This window comes from Desulfitobacterium sp. PCE1, from assembly GCF_000384015.1.
Taxonomy (GTDB): domain Bacteria; phylum Bacillota; class Desulfitobacteriia; order Desulfitobacteriales; family Desulfitobacteriaceae; genus Desulfitobacterium; species Desulfitobacterium dehalogenans.
In genome coordinates this window covers 2,381,376-2,400,318 of record NZ_KB913023.1, presented here as the reverse complement: position 1 = coordinate 2,400,318, position 18,943 = coordinate 2,381,376, and the positions used below count along the sequence as shown (strand labels likewise).

The following is an 18,943-nucleotide window of genomic DNA, read 5'->3' as shown; positions in this document are numbered from 1 at the left end:
GGCAAATTAGGTAGGGTTTTTGGTCCGCTTTCTTTGTTCCTCTAGAGTTTCCCCTAATCGTTCAACTTGTGGCTCATTTATCTCCGATTTTATTTCTTGAAATCGCTGATCCATTTCGGGAAATTTATTTGCTAATTCTTCTCTTCTTGCTTTATCTTCGCTCAAAAGAAACCCCTCCTTTAAATAAAGTTAGCAACACTAAGAGTATTTCCCTAATTTCATTGAATGATGTTTGGGATTTTTTGTTGAATTAAAAACGCCCCGGGGATGGTCCCCGAGGTTATTAGATCATAATATATTCTCAAAACATCCATACTAATCCCCGAAAGGGGAATAGTGTAATGACTAATTTTGATGAGATATTAAAGCAGATCGAACGATTGCGGGAGGATATGCATAGGCTGGCAGAGGAAAAAGAACTGACAGATCCTAGCGTAGTGGCGGCAAGTCAAATGCTCGATGCTGCGCTTAATGCGTATTATAAGTTCATTAAGGATAAGGTTAAGAATGAATGATGACCTCACTTTTACGGTGGGGATCTAAGAGAAAACCCCAGGGGATGTTGAACTGAACCCAGTTCTTTAGATATGTAAAGATAAGCCCTAGCGTAGAATATCAATAAATTATGCGGACTGACATCGTTTTTCATGCGGTGTCAGTCTCGTTTTGAGTTGAATCCGATCATAATTATAGAATTGGATATATTCATCGATCATGGCACGAGCTTCGTAATGTGTATTAGGTTTATTTCTATAAATGCATTCTGCTTTTAAAGTGCCGAAAAAAGTTTCTACACAAGCATTATCGAGACAATTTCCTCTTCTTGACATTGAAGGGGTAATCTCATACTCTTTAGTTAGGTTGAAGTACGCAGTGGAAGTGTAATCGACTAAAGAAAAGGGATTACTCCCTTTCCCTCGTCTAAGAACCGTACGTGAGAGTTTCCCGCTCATACGGCTCAAGCATTTCTTCACCATTTCTGGCGGCAAATAGTGACGTTAGTTTCGTTTTTCTCTTCATGAAGTACTCACTGTCTATAAAAGGATTTTGAGAAATCTTCAACTTAGGGTGGCGGATGATATCTATCCTTCTTAAATTGATAAGGCTGTATTCATCCGTCATGAACAACCATCTCTTCCCATTCTTTTCATGCCAATATTTATTAAGTCTCCACCATTTATTTTTGTTGGGGTGCCGGTGTTTTGCCCATTGTTGCAGAAGGAGATAGAGTGTGTTATTGATGTAAGAAAAGGCTCGGCTTGCCACAACGTGTCTATGATAGTTGGTCCATCCTCGGATAACTTGATTAAGTCTTCGGATTAATTCCGATTGACTGCTTGCTTTTCCTTCTTTCAAAATGATTGTAGCACATTTCTTTGTCAGGGCTTTGATGGAATTCTTTGATGGTTTAACAATCAATTTTCCTTTGAACTTTCGAAATGTCCAGCCAAGAAAGTTAAAACCGTCGTCTATATGCGTGATCATGGTTTTCTCTTCCGATAGGGTGAGTCCCCGGACTTTAAGAAATTGGCTTACCATCTCTTTGAGTTCTTCCGCTATTTCTTTGGTGTTTGCAGTGATGATAAAGTCATCTGCATATCGCACTAGATTGACTTTTGTCTTAGCGCGATAGTGATTTTCTATGTTGCCCTTGGAATTTCGATGGTATTTGTCTTGAATCAGTTGTTCAAGACCATCTAATGTCATGTTGGCATATAGACTAGAGATGGCCCCTCCTTGGGGTGAACCTGTGTCGGTAGGAAATAGGTTGCCCTTGTATATGAACCCTGATCTTAGAAATTGCTTCATGACCCTTAGGTCCATCGGAATATTCTGTTGCAACCAGCTATGGTTGATGTTGTCAAAGCACCCTTTGATGTCTCCTTCTAATATCCATGTCGGAGAACATTGCCTCGCTAGTACACAAAATATCTGTTCACAGGCATCTTTAGCACTTCTCCCTTTGCGAAAACCAAAGGATATGGAGTCTCCTGTGGTTTCAGCTATAGGTTCGAGTGCCAGAGCGTAGAGTGTCTGCATAGCTCTGTCATACATAGTAGGGATTCCCAAGGGTCGTTTCTTGTTTTTGCCTTTCTTTTCAATAAACACTCGCCTGAGGGGTTTTGCTTTGTAGTGTTTGTCTGTAAGGGCCAATACAGCCTTCATCTTTGACGCTGCGGTTGACCAGAGTTTTTTGTCTACCCCAGAGGTGTTTTTCCCCTTATTTGATGTGACTTTTTTGACTGCATAGGCTTTGGCATAAAATGAGTGGGTGAGTAGATACTGTAAGCGTTTGACCTTGTTCTTGTCACCCTGCACTGTTGCCTTGGCAATTCTGGTTTGTAGCCTATTAACTTCATTTTGCACCTGTACCCAATCAATGGATTCCCATTGACGAGCAAGTGTGTTTCTGTCTTTTAGTCTCTCGGTTTTATCCGTCGTTGAATTACTAAAATTCATAAGTTTACCATCCGTTCCTGCCAAGAAATACCACAGGATAAGTCAGCACCCTTTCAGGTTAGGGCAAAGTTTGAACCCCTATCTTCTTTCGTTACAAAAGGAGCGTTTGCTTTTTATCCTTTTCTTCTGCCCTCTATGCCGTTTCTTTTCCTTGCGGTTGGATACCTCATTGTCGTGAGGAGCATGTAGGGTTTACCAAGTTCCGCATGATACATAATTGTGAAAGCCTTAGGAGCCACCTTTGAACCGGGAGTGCTTTATCCATTCGCATTGGTTTGCCAGTTCGCCGTTGCTCGACTCCTTACCTTTTGGTCGAAGCGTTTCAGCCTATTTCGCTTCCTCCAGCGTAACGATTCCTACAGTGATTCACTTTACGTTCTCCATAGCTTTCTTACTCTAGCAGTTATCCCAGATTTAGGCTTCTTGGACTTCCACATTGTCTTGTGAGCTTTCTAGCCCAGACGTTACCATCCACGCTAGTCATAATAGAGTTACCCCGAATGGATGGGGTAGCCTTTCGGCAATATATCAAGCGACTTCTTGTCGCACTTGAAACCCCTTGGTCGCTGTGGAGTGCAAGTCCACCAGCGGCCGATTCTTTTTTTAACGCATTCTTGATTGTATTTGTTACTAGACCTATAGTCTGTTCAGATCCGGTTTCATAATGAACGACAAATCCATCGTAAAGATCTTTTATGACAGAAAGATAAAGAACTCCCTGTTGTTTTGTATGAATGTAGGAAATATCAGTAACCCATTTCTGATTTGGACAATACGCAGTAAAAAGTTAGGTGATGATGCAGTTGTGCAGATGTAGATTATATGAGCCAATAGAGGCTGGGCATACATGACCAGCTCGAAGCGGGATACATCGACGCTCGGAGAGCATTTCGACTACGCCTGGTGCTTGTAACACTTTCTCGGACATGGCGCATAATTATAGTGGGTTGCGGATATAGAGGTCGTTGGTTGTGGTATCGATGATTTTTGTATCTTTTTATCGGTCAATTCCCGCAGAAGCAGAGGCCTGGTATGGTGAACTAGGTTTTCTGCTTTTTTATATGGCTATGGGCTGTTTGTCACACATCCTTAGACATGAACATATAGTGGAGTGGGTGTTGCTGTAACGGCCATTGCTCAGACCTTTCTTCGGATGAGCAGAAACCCGGTCTATTGTTGGCCGGGCTTCTGCTTTTTCTAACTCTTTAGTTTAGCCTCCATTATGCACCACTGAGTTTCAAATATTGTCCATCCTGTACTGTGATATAGGATTCACACTTTTTTGCCTTCGTCTGTGTTTATATTGTTAATGAGCAAAGGTGTTCCTGCAAAAGGTGCCTTTCTTCATGGAAAAATGTCACCTTGTCCCCGTGAAATGCATAGATTATATCAGGTCCGGTTTGTCTTCCTTAATCCTAAACGTATTACTGATCCCTCTTTTCCACTTAAAACGGCTATCTATGCTTCACCTAGCCGCTTATGACAACAAAAAGGCCAGGGCAATTTGCCTGGCCTTTCTTTTATTGTTTTAAAAGATTACCCCAAGAGCAATCAGGATAAGAATCGCAATAGCAATGATCCCAACGCCGACAAAACCACCAAATCCGCCGCCGCCGCAGCCGCCCATTCCGAAAGAACCCATTCCGTACATGACATGACCTCCTTCCAACTTTTTAACTTAGTTAAGCTTAGAATACGATGCCCAAAGCAATGAGCAGAAGAATGATTACAGTTACAATTGCAATACCTTCACGTCTCTCACGACGTTCTTCACGAAGTTCACAGCCAACTCCATATGCCATCTGAATACCCTCCTTTACCTTAAGATAGTTTATAATATGCTTTGTCTATAAGACTTGCCACAATATGGCAATTGTAATTCGAGCAGTGATGCAGTTGTACAGGTTATATGATCTGATAGATGTGAAAGCTAAGGTAAACTGCATTAACTGTAGCTGGTGGAACTGGAAAAGGTGCAGGGATGAGGCAGATTTGCTGGCGCATGAGCAGAAGAAGTATGGGCCAGGCTTACTATTTTGAGGTGACTCATCCTAATGGTGTCAAAACCTTCCCTATAAAAATACTTTATAAAAAGGGGAGGTGTGAAAATGACTCAACAAACTAGCCCGGCTACTCATAATCACGGTAGCTCCACACATACATCTTGTGATCACGGCCATTCTCATCAATGTTTAGATATAACCGGGCCGGCCATTCCGACAGGTGAAAGTCACGTTCATCATTCTGAAAGTTATGTGCTATATGAGTACGGACATACTCATTATTACAAAGCTGTGTCAAGCACAGCCATTCCCATGGAATGCGGCGGGCATGTTCATTATTGGGATTTCTATACGACAGTGGATAACGGGCACAGACACCACATAAAAGGTTTTGATATGCCTGCACCTGGAATATGAAAATGAAGAAACCTTAAGAGCCAAGTGGCTCTTTTCATTTATGCGTGTAATTATAAGCCCCGGAGTATTATGATTAATGCATAATGTTAAAAATTACAGGAAGGATGACGAGTGTTAAAAATATAAAAAGGAAAATTTGAGCGATTGGATGTGCCCAATTAAATGTCATCCATTGTATAGTCCATCTCATGCTAAACATATTAGGTTTCGGAACGAATAAGTTTCCGTCATCTTCGTTATAGTAATAAAAATACATATTGTGTTGTCTTCTATGGTTCTCGATTTCTTCATTCGACCACTTCTTTTTAGGCAAGGCAGGCACTCCATTTTGTTGGATATGATACAATTATTATTGACTTATTTAATAGATCTTAGTGATAGGTTCTCATTGAGGAATAATCCCGGTGCTTGTCACGTTTATGGAAACATGGACATATAGGTGTAGTGGGGGACGAATTAGTCAGATCTTCTTTGGGATTGAAGCAGAACCCCGGTGTGTGGCAACACCGGGGTTCTGCCTTTTATTTCCACTTCTAATTTCCCCTTGGATAGCCTACAATAGAACATAAGTTCTGAATACGAACGTATATCCGGGGTGATTGTATGGAAGTTATCATGGATCCAGTTGAGATGATAGCTAAATTTAAGAATGGCAACCCTATTCCAGCAAGATTCAGGTATAAAGACCAGGTCATCGACGTGCAACAAATCCTTTCGACGAAGGAAGAAAAGCTCGCCGCGAACAGGATGAAAATCTACAGCTGTCGGAGTGAGATAGCAGGCAAAATGACCCGCTATGAATTAAAGTTTGAGCTGCAAACGTGCAAATGGTTTCTTTATAGGATGTGAAAGCCCTAGGGGATGTGGTGAGAGAAGGCTAATTAAGGGATAGACAGGTTGTGTTAGCTCTACATCTGCAGTATACTGCAAATGTGGAGCGATTTTGTTGTGGGAGAAGCTTCGCATGGATTCCCGACACTCAGCTGAACAAGCACTTAAATAAAGTTCAAACCATGAAATTATACTGGCGTCGGAGGGAATGAAATGGCAGGCATTTTACTCGAAATCCAAGAGACTGTCAAGAAATATACAGAGATTATGGCAAAGATATCAAATGTGGACGTAGAGGTAGTGGATACTGAATTGTTTCGTGTAGCCGGTACCGGTATGTTTGCTGATCATATAAACGAGGATATGTCCGCAGAAGGATATGCTTATAGTCATGTTATAAAGGAGGGTCAGCTTCAAGTCATTTATTCTCCAGGTCAAGAATCGATCTGTAACAATTGCCCTAAGCGGGACAGCTGCGCCGAGGAAATTGAGATTGCTATGCCGATCAGGGCCAGTGATGAAATTATAGGTGTGATCGGATTGGTTGGTTCCAATGCGCAGCAGCGTAATGCGATCTTGGCGGATGAAGAAACATATCTTGGGCTGATTGAGCAGATCGCTAATTTTATTGCGGCCAAAGCAATCGAACAGATTGATCGCAAGGAAAAGGAGTCAATGCTGTCGGCCCTTGCCTTCGCCATTAATAATATGGAAGAGGGAGTTCTCATTGTCAGCCGCAAGCACACCGTCACCATGGCCAATCGGGCTGCTAAGCAGCAGCTGATGTTGAACACTCTCGATGGCATGCAAATTATGTTGTCCCCAACCGGGGATAAGCTTAATGGGAAGACAGAATATATGTTGAATGTTGGAACAAAGACATTTCGTATTCTTGGCCAAATTCATTCTCTGCTTAAAGCGGATGACTCTTATGCCGAGCTTCTTTCGTTTACCCCAACCCGCGATCTGAATAAAAAGTTATACGCCATGACTGCCGCGGTAAGTGAAGGTATCGTGGTAGGCGACAGCCAAGAAACGATAGCCCTTCGAGCTCAAATTGAAAAAATTGCGAACAGCACCTCGACAGTGCTTATTACCGGAGAAAGTGGCACCGGTAAGGAGGTTGTAGCCACCGCTATTTGGCGCGCTGGTGATCGCAAAGAACAACGGTTTGTAGCAGTGAATTGCGCGGCTATTCCTGAAAGCCTGCTGGAAGCTGAATTATTCGGCTATGTAAAAGGCGCTTTTACAGGAGCCGACCCCAACGGACGGGTAGGGAAATTTGAACTGGCCAATCAGGGTATAATCTTTCTGGATGAGATCGGTGATATGCCCCTGTATTTGCAGGCCAAGCTTCTAAGAGTTCTTCAGGAGCGTAAAATCACCCGTATTGGCTCCAATCACTTGATTTCCATAGATGTACGTGTAATTGCTGCCACGAATAAAGATATCCGGACTATGATTGCCAATGGTAAGTTCCGTGAAGATCTGTATTACAGATTAAATGTAATTCCTGTTAAGATTCTGCCCCTCCGCAGCCGTCTTGAGGATATTCCTGTTCTTGCCAATTTATTTGCACAACGATATGCGGTACGGCTCGGCAAGCCAAATCGTGAAATTTCGCCGGAAGCTATGCGTGCTTTGCTGAAGTATCCGTGGTATGGTAATGTTCGGGAGTTGGAAAACACTGTGGAATATATGGTGAATATGTGCAATGATCAGGATATCCTAGGATTAGAAACATTACCTAAGGATTTTTTGGTTGATGAACACACCGTCTTAATTCAACGGGATAGTGCATATAAAAAAGAAAAAAGATATGGGTTCGAGGAAAATGTAATACCCCTTCAGGAAGTTGAGCGCCGAGAAATAGCAAAAGCCCTGCGTCTTCACGGTATGAATACTCAAGGAAAAAAAGAGGCGGCGAAAAGTCTCGGTATTAGCCTTGCAACCTTATATCGTAAAATGGAGCAATTCTCAAATTGACAATTCTCTATTCTTATTTTGAGAAAATTATTAAAATGAGAACAAAAGAAACATCTATTTTTAATTGAGTCCGACGAATACGTTCAAGAAATATTAAGTAAAATGCAACATTTCTGATATGTTGCATTTTTTTTATTAATTATTCAAGACAACATAGAATTGGCACAAAAATTGCAACTATATTGTTGTGGTTAATATTTAGTTTCAAGTGGTTTTTGCCGAACTTATTTGAAATTAAGTATAAAGTTAGACTGACCCTAAGTGGTCATATGAAAGGAGGATCTCTGGTGAAAGAAGAGATTAAAATTGTTTCGTTTCAGCGTGATAAACAGGAGGTAAGCGATCTGACATTTTTGAATTTGGAGGAAGCTGAAAAGGTCCATAGCTTTCATGTCAGCTTTCCCATTTATCAAAAAACGCCGCTGAGAGAATTGAAAAACACGGCACAAGCCCTGGGACTTGGTACGGTCTATGTCAAGGATGAATCGTATCGTTTCGGACTCAATGCCTTCAAAGTTTTGGGGGGCAGCTATGCAATCGGCAACTATATTGCTTCAAAGCTGGGTACCGATATTCGGGATCTTCCTTACGAAAAGATGGTTTCGGAAGAAGTTCGCAGCAAGCTTGGTGAACTGACCTTTGTCACGGCGACTGATGGTAACCATGGTCGTGGTGTTGCCTGGACAGCGAACCAGCTTAAGCAGCACTCTGTAGTCTATATGCCGAAGGGGAGTGCGGCTGAACGGCTGGAGAATATCCGGGCTGAAGGTGCCGATGCATCCATCACTGAGCTGAATTATGATGAAGCCGTTCGTTTGGCTAACAGCAAAGCGGAAGAACATGGCTGGATCATGGTACAGGATACAGCCTGGCCGGGCTATGAAGATATTCCCCGCTGGATCATGCAGGGATACGGTACCTTAGGCTATGAGGTTTATGGTCAATTAAAGGAAAAACCAACCCACATCTTCCTGCAGGCCGGGGTCGGTTCTATGGCCGGAGCTGTCACGGGTTTCTTCGCATCACTGTATGGTGAAGAACGTCCGATCATCACCGTTATTGAGCCCGATAAGGCAGACTGCCTGTACCTTACTGCTCAGGCCGATGATGGGGAGCGGCATTTTGTCGCGGGAGAGATGAATACGATCATGGCTGGGCTCGCCTGTGGAGAGCCGTGCAGCATTGCCTGGGAAGTTTTGAAAAACTACGCAGATCACTTTATATCTTGCCCTGATTATGTCGCAGCAAAGGGAATGCGTATCCTTGGCAATCCAATTCAAGGAGACGAGAGAGTTATTTCGGGTGAAAGTGGTGCGGCCCCGTTTGGTTGTGTAGCAGAGATCATGACAAACCCGATGTATAAGGAGTTAAAAGATCAGCTTCAATTAAACGAAAACTCACGAGTTCTCTTCTTCAGTACCGAAGGAGATACTGATCAGGAAAATTATCAGGCAATTGTCTGGGATGGAAAATATCCCAGCTGCAAGTAATCAACGATAAAAGGGGACTTTATAATGAAGGGAATCAGAACATCAAAAGCACCAGGTGCTATCGGGCCCTATTCCCAAGGATTTATTAGTGGTGATCTTGTCTATACTTCCGGGCAGATTCCTGTAGATCCTGTTTCCGGTGACATTGTGGAGGGCATTGCTGGACAAGCGGAACAAAGCTGTAAAAACGTGGGAGCGATTTTAGACGCTGCTGGTTCAGGCTTGGAAAAGGTCATAAAAACCACCTGTTTTTTGACGGACATGAATGATTTTGCAGTCTTTAACGAGGTATATGCTCGCTATTTTGTTTCAAAACCCGCCCGCAGCTGCGTGGCAGTGAAAACTCTACCGAAAGGCGTTCTTTGCGAAATTGAAGCGATTGCAGAATTATAGGGTGATAAGGAGGAAATAAGATCTTATGTTAAATTCGGAAAGACAAAGGAAAGTCACGGAGCTGTGTAGTGATCTGATACGGGCAAAGTCCATGTCAGGAGAAGAGCAAGATGTTGTCAGGATTATGGAAGAGTTTTTCCGTCTGCATCAATTCGACACTATAGAAACGGATAAATATGGAAACGTCATTGGCTGCATTAAGGGGAACAGACCCGGCAAAAAAATCCTGTATGAGGGGCACATGGATGAGGTACCCGTCGCTGATCCAAACGTTTGGACTCATGATCCTTTTGGTGCAGAAATTGAGAACGGCCGTATTTATGGCCGGGGGGCTACAGATATGAAAGGTGGTTTATCTGCCGCATGCTGTGCAGCAGCCTTTTTCGCAGAAGACACTAACCGCGATTTTGCCGGTGAAATATATGTGGCGGGAAGCTGTCACGAAGAGTGCTTTGAAGGTGTTGGCGCCCGCTCTATCAGTGAATTAGTTCAACCTGACATTGTGGTTATTTGTGAGCCCTCCCATCTGGATCTGCGGATTGGGCAGAGAGGTCGTGCAGAAATTGTTGTGGAAACCTTTGGCCGCCCCGCCCACTCTTCCAATCCTGAAAAAGGTGTCAACGCTGTTTATAAGATGATGCAAATCATAGAGGGAATCAAAGGATTGCCGGTCAAGAATCATCCAGTGCTTGGCAAAGGAATTTTAGAGTTAACGGATATAAAGTCATCCCCCTATCCTGGAGCGTCGGTAGTACCTCAATACTGCCGGGCTACCTATGATCGCCGCACTCTTGTCGATGAAACGAAAGAAAGCGTGCTGGCCCCTATCCAAGACCTTATTAGGAAGCTACAGGAAAATGACCCTGAGTTGGAAGCAAAAGTTTCCTATGCGTGGGGTTCCGAAAAATGTTATACAGGAGCAGTAATCGAAGGAGAACGATTCTTCCCCGCCTGGTTGTATAACGAGCATGATGATTTTGTGCAGGCTGCTTATCAGGAATTGCAAAAAAACAATTTCAGTTCGCAAATTTCTACTTGGCAATTTTGCACTAATGGAAGTCATTATGCAGGTGAAGCAAAGATTCGTACCATCGGTTTAGGTCCCTCATGGGAACATCTGGCCCATATTACAGACGAGTATATCGAGCTTGAACAGTTGTATGGTGCTGTCAGTGCTTATATGTCTATCAGTAAGGGCTTGCTTGAAATGAGATAAATGCATTTTGCCGTAATCTTTTATACGGTTTGAAAAAGTGCCTATAAACCAAAGTCATCGAAAAGAGAAGGGAGAAAATTATGTACGATCTTATTATTAAGAACGGAACCGTTGTTTCCCCGTCATCCAGCACAATTTGTGATGTGGCCATAAAAGATGACAAAATTGTCGGTCTTGGATTTTATGAAGCCGCTGAAGGAATTCGAACCATTGATGCGACAGGCAAGTATGTTATGCCCGGCGTTATCGAAGCACACATGCACTGTATGGCCCCTTTCCAAGGATGTTTAGGTGCCAATACCTTCTATCAACAGAGTATCAGCGGAGCTTTCGGCGGGGTAACTATGTTTATGGATTTTGCCAATGTTTTTCCAGAAAAATCCGTTTTTGAAGCAGTAAAAGAACGCAGGGAGGAGATGGAGGAATCCGCTATAGACTTTAGTGTCCACGGAAAGTTTGTCAAGTCTCCTCCCGAACTGGTGGAAGAAATTCCCCAACTGACAGAGTATGGCGTACCGACCTTTAAAATGTTTATGACATACAAAAAGGAAGGAGTCATGATTGATGAGGAGACCATGATTAAAGTCTTTGAAAAAGCAAAGGAAGTGGGCGGTCTGCCCATGCTCCACTGTGAGGACAATACCATGGCGGAAGATGCCATCGAAAAAGTAAGAAAAATCGGCGATCTGAGTTGGGTTAACTTCTCGAAGACTAAACCTCAGAAGTGCGAAGCAGCAGCCTTTGAACGGGCATGCAGACTTGCGGAGTATGTCGATTGCCCCGTTATGGTGGTCCATACAACCCATAAAGAAGCGTTGGATGTTGCCCGCCGTGCCCATGAATCAGGATTTCCCATCTATGTGGAAACCGGTCCTCACTATCTTACCTTGTTCGATGATAATTATGAAAAGGAAGAGGGGTATTTATACCTATGCTCTCCCCCGCTGCGCACACCCAAAGACGCAGAAGACTTATGGCAAGGACTACAGGATGGTACAATATCCGTCACCGGCTCTGACGACTGCACTTTTGACACGAATGAAAAAGCAGCCTTTCTTGAAAAAGACGAAAACGGTAACTATATTCAGGACTTCACCAAGGTGGTCAATGGCATGTCCGGGTTAGAGGTTCGCTTGCCGATTCTTCTTTCTGAGGGAGCAGGGAAAGGACGCCTGACGATCAACCAGGTTTGCGCCCTGACCAGCACCAATGTTGCCAAGATCTATGGCTGCTACCCACAAAAGGGTATCATCGCCCCTGGATCCGATGCGGATCTCGTTATTGTGGATATGGATAAGGAGGTGACTCTATCTAAGGATATTCTTCACAACAATATCAGTTATTGCTTGCATGAAGGTTTCAAGGTAAAGGGTTACCCTATTATGACGATCGCCCGGGGCAAGGTCATCGTAGAAAGCGGTGAGTTTAAAGGAGAAAAGGGTGCCGGTCAGTTTATTAAACGAAAAATTAATGCTCAATACCTGGAAAAATTCGGTCTGGACTAAATCATAGCAAATCGTCATTAATACAATTTTATGGAGGGAATAGTGTATGAATTCTCCAAACCGCTCGGCTTCTTTAAGAAGCCCTGAATTAATGCCAGCAGGTAAGTCTGAAAGAACAATGTCATTAGCGGACTACTTTATTCTTTGGGCAGGTATGACGATTAATGTCGTAGCTTTCTCCCTTGGTGCACAGTATTATAACAATGGCGACGGTCTCAGTGCTTGGACAATGGTTTTTGTCATTCTTATCGGTTATGGTATAGTAACTGCCCTAACGGCACTGATTGGGGATATCGGGACCCTTTATGGCGTTCCTTTTGCGGTGTACGCCCGTGCGCCCTTTGGTTACAAGGGTTCATCTATTGCCGGTCTGCTGCGTGCAATTCCGGCTCTGTATTGGTTCGGTTTTCAAACTTGGGTTGGTGCGGCTGCGTTAAACTATATTATGGAAATCCTTTTCGGCTTCAGCAATTTAACCTTAATGATTATTGCCTTTGCCGTGTTCCAGGTGGTTAATGCTATGTACGGACTAAAGGCGATGGCGAAATTTGACTGGATCGCCATTCCGGCACTGGCCATTCTCTTTGTTGCCATTGCCATCGCGATCGGAAATGCCTACGGTGTCACTGTTACCGATATTATGGCGACAACGGGTAGAGGTAACATGTCGGTTATTTATGCTATTTCCGGTATTGCAGGGGGCTGGATTACCATGGCCCTGAATGGTTCCGACTTGGCTCGCCAAATCGAGCATGTACCCGACTATGAGAAAAAGGGTTTACTGGCTCGTAATAAGCGTGCTTTAATCGGTCAGTTTTTCGGTCTGATGGTGATCGGCGTAATTTGCATGCTGATTGGTATGGCAGCAGGAATCACGACGGGTGAATGGGATTTGAACGCAATCTGTGTGAAGCTCTTTAACAGCAATTTCGGCTTGATTTTGGCGTTAATCGCTGTGGTATTTGCTCAATGGTCTACAAACACTGTCGGTAATCTTATGCCCCCTTCCTATGTTCTCATCAGTATTTTTCCCAAGCTTAACTTTAAAATGGCGTCAATTATTTGCGGCGTGATTGCAGTAGGTATGCAACCGTGGAAAATTCAAAACTCCGGTACTTTCCTTGTGGATATGCAGGTCTATATCTCGACAATGCTTGGGCCTGTGATGGGAATTTTGCTGGCTGACTATTTCATCATCAGAAAATGCAAGCTCAATGTTCAGGATTTATACACTGCTGGCGGACAGTATCAGTATAATAACGGATTCAACATGAGTGCAGTCGTTGCTCTGGTAGCCGGTTTCGGACTGAGCTTCATCAGCAGCACCTATGCGTTCTTCATCGGTTTGCTTGTGGCTCCGGTTATCTATGTAGTCCTTATGAAGAATTTTACGATGAAAAAACATGATCAAAAAATCGGGCAAATTATCGAATTTAATGAAGATATTCAATAATTGATGGCATCGCCTTGATTAGCAAAGAACCCGGTTGGGGCTGCGACTGAGGTCTTCTGATCTTAAGTCCGGCCCCTATATCCTAATACACAGTGAAATGGAGGGTTTGACTATGAAAACATTGCTGAAAAATGGTTTTATTGTTGATGGCAGTGCTGCCCCCGGCTATTATGGTGATCTCCTTATCGAAAATGACAAGATTGTGAGTGTCGGAAAGCTTGGCGATGTTGAGGCCGATAGGGTCATCGACGCAGAAGGACATGTGATCGCTCCAGGCTTCATTGATACTCATAGTCATTCAGATATACAGATTCTGACCGATCCGGAAGTTTTGCCGAAGGTTATGCAGGGTATCACAACGGAGGTCTTGGGACAGGACGGTATTTCCTTGGTTCCGCTGCCTCAACAATATATTCAGCCCTGGCGTAAGAATCTTGCCGGATTGGACGGAGACAGTGATGATATCCATTGGGAAGACTTGGCTACAACCGAAGATTATCTGCGGGCCATTGAAGAGGCAAAACCTGGCCTTAATGCGTGCTATCTGGTACCCCACGGAAATATCCGTATGGAGGCTATGGGGTTGGATAATAGAGAACCAACCGAAGAAGAAATTCAAAAGATGAAAGAGATTACCCGCCGCGAAATGGAATCCGGTGCTTTAGGAGTTTCCACCGGCTTGATTTATATGCCCTGTGCTTATTCCGGGATGAACGAGGTCGTTGAGATATGCAAAGAGGCTGCTGAATATGATGGAGTATTTGTCGTTCATCAGCGCAGTGAAGCGGATGATATCATAAACTCAATGAAGGAAGTTATCGAAATCGGTAGACAAAGCGGCATTAAGGTTCACTGGTCTCATTTTAAAGTTTGCGGAAAGCCTAACTGGAGCAAGATCGATCGCCAGGTTGAACTCCTCAAGGAAGCAAAGGCTGAAGGCATCTATGTATCATTTGACCAGTACCCTTATGTTGCTGGCAGCACCATGCTAGGGGTCATCCTTCCTCCTTGGGCTCATGACGGCGGTACAGACAAGCTTCTAAAGCGGTTGGAAGATCCGGAATTGCGCATTAAGATGATCTATGATATTGAACATGGCATTCCCGGATGGGATAACTTTGTTGATTTTGCAGGCCTGGACGGCATCTATGTAACCAGTGTTAAAAATAAGAAGAACGAAGATGTCATTGGTCTGAATCTTATCCAGATTGGAGAGCTTCGCGGCAAGGATCCCTACCATGCTGTATTTGATCTTCTTTACGAGGAAGAAAATGCTGTTGGCATGTATGATTATTATGGGAAAGAAGAGCATGTTATCCGTTTCATGACTATGCCTGAGCAGAATGTCTGCACTGATGGCTTGCTGGGCGGCAAACCCCATCCCCGCGTCTACGGGTCGTTCCCCCGTGTGTTGGGTAAATATGTCCGCGAACAAAAGGCACTCTCACTGGAAGAAGCTGTCCGTAAGATGACCGGTAAGCCTGCGGAGGTCTTTGGACTGAAGGAGAGAGGCTTGCTGAAGGAAGGTTATTTTGCAGATATCTGCATCTTTAATCGAGACACGATTATCGATAAGGGCGATTTCACGAATCCTGCCCAGTATCCGGAAGGAATTGACTACGTTTTGATCAACGGCCAGATCGTTATCAATCATGGCAAGCATACCGGATTCCGTGCCGGTCGCGTGCTGAAGAGATGAAATTTCTGGTAAAATAGTGCGGAATATTCACCCATGAACCGACACACAATGATATAAGGGCTGGACAGAAATGAAAGAGGAGATGGGGCTTCTATCTAGAGAGACTCATCTCCTCTTTTTGCTGCGCGCCACGCATAAAAAACTCAGATATCCTGACTTAGAGGAAATATTTTCATAGGTGATGTCATCACCAAGTTATTAATGCGTTATAATAAATCATAAGAATTGAATGTCAGGATTGTTCAGGATAATTATTTTGATATCTATTGAGCAGCATAGGGGGTGAATCTAAAAATGACGATCGATTTACACATTCATACTATAGAGTCGGACGGTTCTCTTTCAGTTGCTGCAATCATCCAGGAAGCTGTCAAGCAGGGTGTTCGTATATTGGCTTTGACTGATCATGAGACCACCAACGGCGTTCAGGAAGCCATGGAGTTAGGGCAAAAGCATAATGTGAATATTATTCCAGGGGTCGAGTTGATCACAGCCTTTAAAGGTAAGGAAGTTCATTTACTGGGGTATTTTCCCTTTGAGGCTGTCATCCATTCCGATCTCCAATCACGACTAAAGGAACTTCGACAGCAGCGAACCTATTTGGCCTATGAGATGGTCAAGAGGTTGCAGAACGATGGATTCACCTTGAAATGGGCGGAGGTGGAGAAAATCGCTAATCCTGAAGGTGCAGTAAGCAAAGGTCATATTATGCGGGCTCTTCATGAACACGAAAACGGTACTATCCAATGGCCCACTATAGCAAAACTCTTCCAGCCGTATGGAATTGCCTATTTACCTTTTTTAGAACATCCTTTTGAAGAAGCCGTTGATTTGATCTATGAATGCGGTGGTGTCCCCGTACTGGCTCATCCCGGGTTGTTGCGAGATGATCGTATGGTGACTGAGCTCTTATCCTACCGCCCTATGGGTTTGGAAGTCTATTATGGCTATTGGGAGCAGAGGGAAGCATTGATTCAAAACTATAAGAATATAGCCCAGGAAAAAGCAATACTGACCACTGGAGGCAGTGATTTCCATGGTTTATTCGGACCGGTTAAACTTGGAGAAATTGATGTTCCGGAACAATGTAGTATTGAACTTCAGCGTTTCCTTAATCTTGACTTTTAGGAAGGTCGATTTATTTTACTGAGGATAAAAAAATACCTTCAGTGAGAAACTAAGCTTAGTTTTTTGAGCTGGAGGGACATAAGAATGCAAAAATCACGACCGGAAAAAGATGTTCATGAAGACATAAAAATTCTTATCCAAACTCACTTCGGGGAATCGGGCCAAGGAATCCATATTGAAGTAAAAGGGGATAAAGTTTCCCTATGGGGGACAGTGGATAGCCTTGCCGAAAAAGATTTTATCGGGCAAAGAATTGGTCGCATCGACGGTGTAAAAGAGCTGGATAATTCTCTGACGGTTGCCAACGACGGAAAAATCACCGATAAGGATATTGAAAAGCAAGTGGTTGAGCGCTTTGCCCAATCTAATTTCGAAGAGATCATGCATTTGGGATGCCGGGCAAGTAAAGGGATTGTGACTTTGCTTGGGCATCTGGAGACCCAAAGCAGTGAGCGTCTTGCGAAACGAATCGCTTCTCAGGTCAGAGGGGTGAAAGAAGTTCGCAGTGAAATCGATTTCTTAGAAAAAGCCGTGGACGATGCCACACTTGTCAACCGTGTTGAAAATGCTTTAGTAGCTTCTCCATGGGTGAACGCTCATGAGATCAAAACATCGGCTCGCAATGGCTTAATTACTCTCACCGGAATGGTTGATACCCAAGAGGAGATTGAATGGGCAGTCGATACAGCCTATCAAGTGCCAGGAGTTAAAGCTGTGGTAAGTGAGCTTTTCTCTCGCCATCGTTCTCAAGGTGAGGATCTTTATATGACTGAACAGCTCGTGCGTAAGCTAGGTCAGCATGGGATGACATCTCAGTTTGTTCGGGCCTTTGTTCAAGATGGAATCGCTTATATGACTGGTGAAGTCTACTCGGATGAGGATCGAAGATGGGCGGAATCCATGGGACAGCATGTGGAAGGAATTAAGAGCATTAATAGCTCCATTAAAGTTGCTTCTCACTCGGGCAAATAATGCGGATCTTTAACAAAGTTGAGTATTGCCTAAAACAAATGTAGGGAAATTCCCCAGTGTCTTTCCGAAAAGTAGTAATTTTTTTCGGAATTGCACTGGGAGAATCCCCTACTTTTTATATTTAGTCAAAGAATTGGAAAAAAAGTTACGAAAATAAAAATTTCCTATAATGAGGAAACACAAAATGCATTTTATATATGATATAATGAATCCGTTCGAAAAAAACGGCAAGCGGGCTTACGAAGTCCTTCGGAGGTGTTAAACATCGATCCAATAACTCACGGCTTAATCGGTGCCGCACTAGCCAATCTTTCGGGGCACCCTATACAACTAAATGACCCGATTTTTGTAGGTTGCACATTGGGAGCAATGATTCCCGATTTGGATATTGTCACCCATCTCAAAGGCAGGCTCAATTATTTGTTGAAACACCGGGGGGCTAGCCACTCATTCCTGGCTCTAGGTGGAATGGCTTTAGGTTTAGGCACTCTTGTCTATGGTGTATTCCCCACCAGTTCCTGGTTAACGGTTGTCTTTTGGACTTTAATAGGGACTTTATCTCATGGAATTGCCGATTTATTGAATTCCTATGGTGCCCAACTTTTGTGGCCATTTTATAAGAAGAAATTTACAGTGAACATGGCCATGGTGACAGATCCGGTAATTTTCGTATTGTTCCTTTCTTCCTTTGTTTTTTCACTCAATCGACCGGAATTTGGACTGCGTTCAACCTTAGCAGTCTTTACGGTTGCGTTTGTTTATCTTTTTGTACGGGAAATAGACCGTTATAAAACTCGGAAACGACTTGAGGAAACCTTTGATGCAGTACGTGGCCAAGTAAAAATCCTACCTGCCATGTATCGTCCCTTTAGCTGGGCTTTCTTACTCTACGAGAAGGATACTGTAAGCTTTGGAATTATGAAAAAAAAGAACGCCAAAGTCCTCAAAGTTCTACCTCAATGGGATTCGGAAGATCCATTAATAAATAATGCTTTAGAGAGCGAATTAGCGGATATTTTTAATCGATTCACCCCATATTTTCACGTGGTCCGTACAGATAGCCCGGAAACGGAGACCAAGGTACAGTTTGTCGATCTTAGGTATTGGGATAAAGAAGATTTCCTCTATACTGGAGAAGTCCGAATTTGCTCAGATGGTAAGATTACTGAGGAGAGATTTTATACTTTTGGAAGTAAGAAATCTCAAGGGATAGTTCTGGAGTATTAAATCTGGATATAGGAGCACAGGCTTTCCGGCGTGGAAGAGTCCTGTGCTTTTTAATACACGGGAAGTTTCTATTCTAAGCCAAGTTGTGGAGCCTTAACGTAAATAAGTTGGTCAATGAAAAAACTCTTTGACTATATTTTAGACATAAAGGATAATTGAAGTT

Annotated in this window: 17 protein-coding genes and 1 pseudogene; 13 read left to right on the top strand and 5 right to left on the bottom strand. The window is 43.4% G+C overall.

Annotation, left to right across the window (positions count from 1 at the left end):
- Positions 1-6 precede the first annotated feature (6 nt).
- Complete coding sequence (locus tag DESPCE1_RS23300) at positions 7-165, bottom strand: hypothetical protein (RefSeq protein WP_019850590.1); 159 nt, start codon at positions 163-165, stop codon at positions 7-9.
- Positions 166-341: 176 nt separating this feature from the next.
- Here DESPCE1_RS23300 and DESPCE1_RS0111840 point away from each other — a divergent pair, with 176 nt between their 5' ends.
- Positions 342-515, top strand: a complete 174-nt coding sequence (locus DESPCE1_RS0111840) for an aspartyl-phosphate phosphatase Spo0E family protein (RefSeq protein ID WP_014794239.1) — start codon at positions 342-344, stop codon at positions 513-515.
- Between the two features lie 108 nt (positions 516-623).
- Here the strand turns inward: DESPCE1_RS0111840 and DESPCE1_RS24185 are convergent, their stop codons facing one another.
- From DESPCE1_RS24185 to DESPCE1_RS24020, 4 genes and pseudogenes are all read right to left on the bottom strand, one after another.
- A complete protein-coding gene (locus DESPCE1_RS24185; protein WP_172637612.1) occupies positions 624-953 on the bottom strand; it encodes an IS3 family transposase in 330 nt (109 codons plus the stop codon).
- On the bottom strand, positions 922-2,460 hold the full coding sequence (gene ltrA / locus DESPCE1_RS0111835; RefSeq protein WP_019849841.1) for a group II intron reverse transcriptase/maturase: 1,539 nt from the start codon (positions 2,458-2,460) through the stop codon (positions 922-924). The genes DESPCE1_RS24185 and ltrA overlap by 32 nt, the downstream gene beginning before the upstream one ends.
- 403 nt (positions 2,461-2,863) lie before the next feature.
- Positions 2,864-3,244: pseudogene (locus DESPCE1_RS22560) on the bottom strand (DDE-type integrase/transposase/recombinase); the annotation flags it as partial.
- A gap of 744 nt (positions 3,245-3,988) precedes the next feature.
- Positions 3,989-4,111, bottom strand: coding sequence for a hypothetical protein (locus tag DESPCE1_RS24020; protein ID WP_014794238.1), 123 nt, complete (start codon positions 4,109-4,111; stop codon positions 3,989-3,991).
- A gap of 457 nt (positions 4,112-4,568) precedes the next feature.
- On the opposite strand from DESPCE1_RS24020, the gene DESPCE1_RS0111820 reads away from it, so the two are divergent.
- The 12 genes from DESPCE1_RS0111820 (at position 4,569) to DESPCE1_RS0111760 (ending at position 18,780) form a co-directional block, all read left to right on the top strand.
- Positions 4,569-4,880, top strand: coding sequence for a YmaF family protein (locus DESPCE1_RS0111820; RefSeq protein WP_014794236.1), 312 nt, complete (start codon positions 4,569-4,571; stop codon positions 4,878-4,880).
- Between the two features lie 603 nt (positions 4,881-5,483).
- On the top strand, positions 5,484-5,729 hold the full coding sequence (locus DESPCE1_RS0111810) for a hypothetical protein (protein WP_014794235.1): 246 nt from the start codon (positions 5,484-5,486) through the stop codon (positions 5,727-5,729).
- 195 nt (positions 5,730-5,924) lie between these two features.
- Positions 5,925-7,697, top strand: coding sequence for a sigma 54-interacting transcriptional regulator (locus DESPCE1_RS0111805; RefSeq protein WP_019850588.1), 1,773 nt, complete (start codon positions 5,925-5,927; stop codon positions 7,695-7,697).
- Positions 7,698-7,966: 269 nt separating this feature from the next.
- A complete protein-coding gene (gene dpaL, locus DESPCE1_RS0111800; RefSeq protein ID WP_083838561.1) occupies positions 7,967-9,187 on the top strand; it encodes a diaminopropionate ammonia-lyase in 1,221 nt (406 codons plus the stop codon).
- A 24-nt stretch (positions 9,188-9,211) separates the two neighbouring features.
- On the top strand, positions 9,212-9,580 hold the full coding sequence (locus DESPCE1_RS0111795) for a RidA family protein (protein WP_019850587.1): 369 nt from the start codon (positions 9,212-9,214) through the stop codon (positions 9,578-9,580).
- Between the two features lie 25 nt (positions 9,581-9,605).
- The gene (locus tag DESPCE1_RS0111790; RefSeq protein WP_014794231.1) at positions 9,606-10,796 is read left to right on the top strand and encodes a YgeY family selenium metabolism-linked hydrolase; all 1,191 of its coding nucleotides are present in this window, start codon (positions 9,606-9,608) and stop codon (positions 10,794-10,796) included.
- 80 nt (positions 10,797-10,876) lie between these two features.
- A complete protein-coding gene (hydA, locus tag DESPCE1_RS0111785) occupies positions 10,877-12,301 on the top strand; it encodes a dihydropyrimidinase (RefSeq protein ID WP_014794230.1) in 1,425 nt (474 codons plus the stop codon).
- 46 nt (positions 12,302-12,347) lie between these two features.
- Positions 12,348-13,754: a cytosine permease gene (locus DESPCE1_RS0111780; protein ID WP_014794229.1), complete on the top strand. Its 1,407-nt coding sequence runs from the start codon at positions 12,348-12,350 to the stop codon at positions 13,752-13,754.
- A 97-nt stretch (positions 13,755-13,851) separates the two neighbouring features.
- Entirely contained in the window at positions 13,852-15,453 is a 1,602-nt protein-coding gene (locus DESPCE1_RS0111775; protein WP_172637611.1) for a D-aminoacylase, read from the top strand.
- Between the two features lie 294 nt (positions 15,454-15,747).
- The gene (locus DESPCE1_RS0111770; protein WP_019850585.1) at positions 15,748-16,581 is read left to right on the top strand and encodes a PHP domain-containing protein; all 834 of its coding nucleotides are present in this window, start codon (positions 15,748-15,750) and stop codon (positions 16,579-16,581) included.
- Between the two features lie 84 nt (positions 16,582-16,665).
- A complete protein-coding gene (locus DESPCE1_RS0111765; protein WP_014794226.1) occupies positions 16,666-17,553 on the top strand; it encodes a BON domain-containing protein in 888 nt (295 codons plus the stop codon).
- A 255-nt stretch (positions 17,554-17,808) separates the two neighbouring features.
- Positions 17,809-18,780, top strand: coding sequence for a metal-dependent hydrolase (locus tag DESPCE1_RS0111760; protein WP_014794225.1), 972 nt, complete (start codon positions 17,809-17,811; stop codon positions 18,778-18,780).
- Positions 18,781-18,943: the final 163 nt, after the last annotated feature.

Bases quoted from the DNA above. Each gene is read 5' to 3' on its own strand.
- hydA (WP_014794230.1), top strand. From the start codon at position 10,877: ATGTACGATCTTATTATTAAGAACGGAACCGTTGTTTCCCCGTCATCC.
- DESPCE1_RS0111765 (WP_014794226.1), top strand. From the start codon at position 16,666: ATGCAAAAATCACGACCGGAAAAAGATGTTCATGAAGACATAAAAATT.
- DESPCE1_RS0111775 (WP_172637611.1), top strand. From the start codon at position 13,852: ATGGAGGGTTTGACTATGAAAACATTGCTGAAAAATGGTTTTATTGTT.
- DESPCE1_RS0111790 (WP_014794231.1), top strand. From the start codon at position 9,606: ATGTTAAATTCGGAAAGACAAAGGAAAGTCACGGAGCTGTGTAGTGAT.
- dpaL (WP_083838561.1), top strand. From the start codon at position 7,967: ATGAAAGGAGGATCTCTGGTGAAAGAAGAGATTAAAATTGTTTCGTTT.
- DESPCE1_RS0111840 (WP_014794239.1), top strand. From the start codon at position 342: ATGACTAATTTTGATGAGATATTAAAGCAGATCGAACGATTGCGGGAG.
- DESPCE1_RS0111770 (WP_019850585.1), top strand. From the start codon at position 15,748: ATGACGATCGATTTACACATTCATACTATAGAGTCGGACGGTTCTCTT.
- ltrA (WP_019849841.1), bottom strand. From the start codon at position 2,460: ATGAATTTTAGTAATTCAACGACGGATAAAACCGAGAGACTAAAAGAC.
- DESPCE1_RS0111795 (WP_019850587.1), top strand. From the start codon at position 9,212: ATGAAGGGAATCAGAACATCAAAAGCACCAGGTGCTATCGGGCCCTAT.
- DESPCE1_RS24185 (WP_172637612.1), bottom strand. From the start codon at position 953: ATGAGCGGGAAACTCTCACGTACGGTTCTTAGACGAGGGAAAGGGAGT.
- DESPCE1_RS24020 (WP_014794238.1), bottom strand. From the start codon at position 4,111: ATGTACGGAATGGGTTCTTTCGGAATGGGCGGCTGCGGCGGCGGCGGA.
- DESPCE1_RS0111805 (WP_019850588.1), top strand. From the start codon at position 5,925: ATGGCAGGCATTTTACTCGAAATCCAAGAGACTGTCAAGAAATATACA.
- DESPCE1_RS0111780 (WP_014794229.1), top strand. From the start codon at position 12,348: ATGAATTCTCCAAACCGCTCGGCTTCTTTAAGAAGCCCTGAATTAATG.
- DESPCE1_RS0111810 (WP_014794235.1), top strand. From the start codon at position 5,484: ATGGAAGTTATCATGGATCCAGTTGAGATGATAGCTAAATTTAAGAAT.
- DESPCE1_RS0111820 (WP_014794236.1), top strand. From the start codon at position 4,569: ATGACTCAACAAACTAGCCCGGCTACTCATAATCACGGTAGCTCCACA.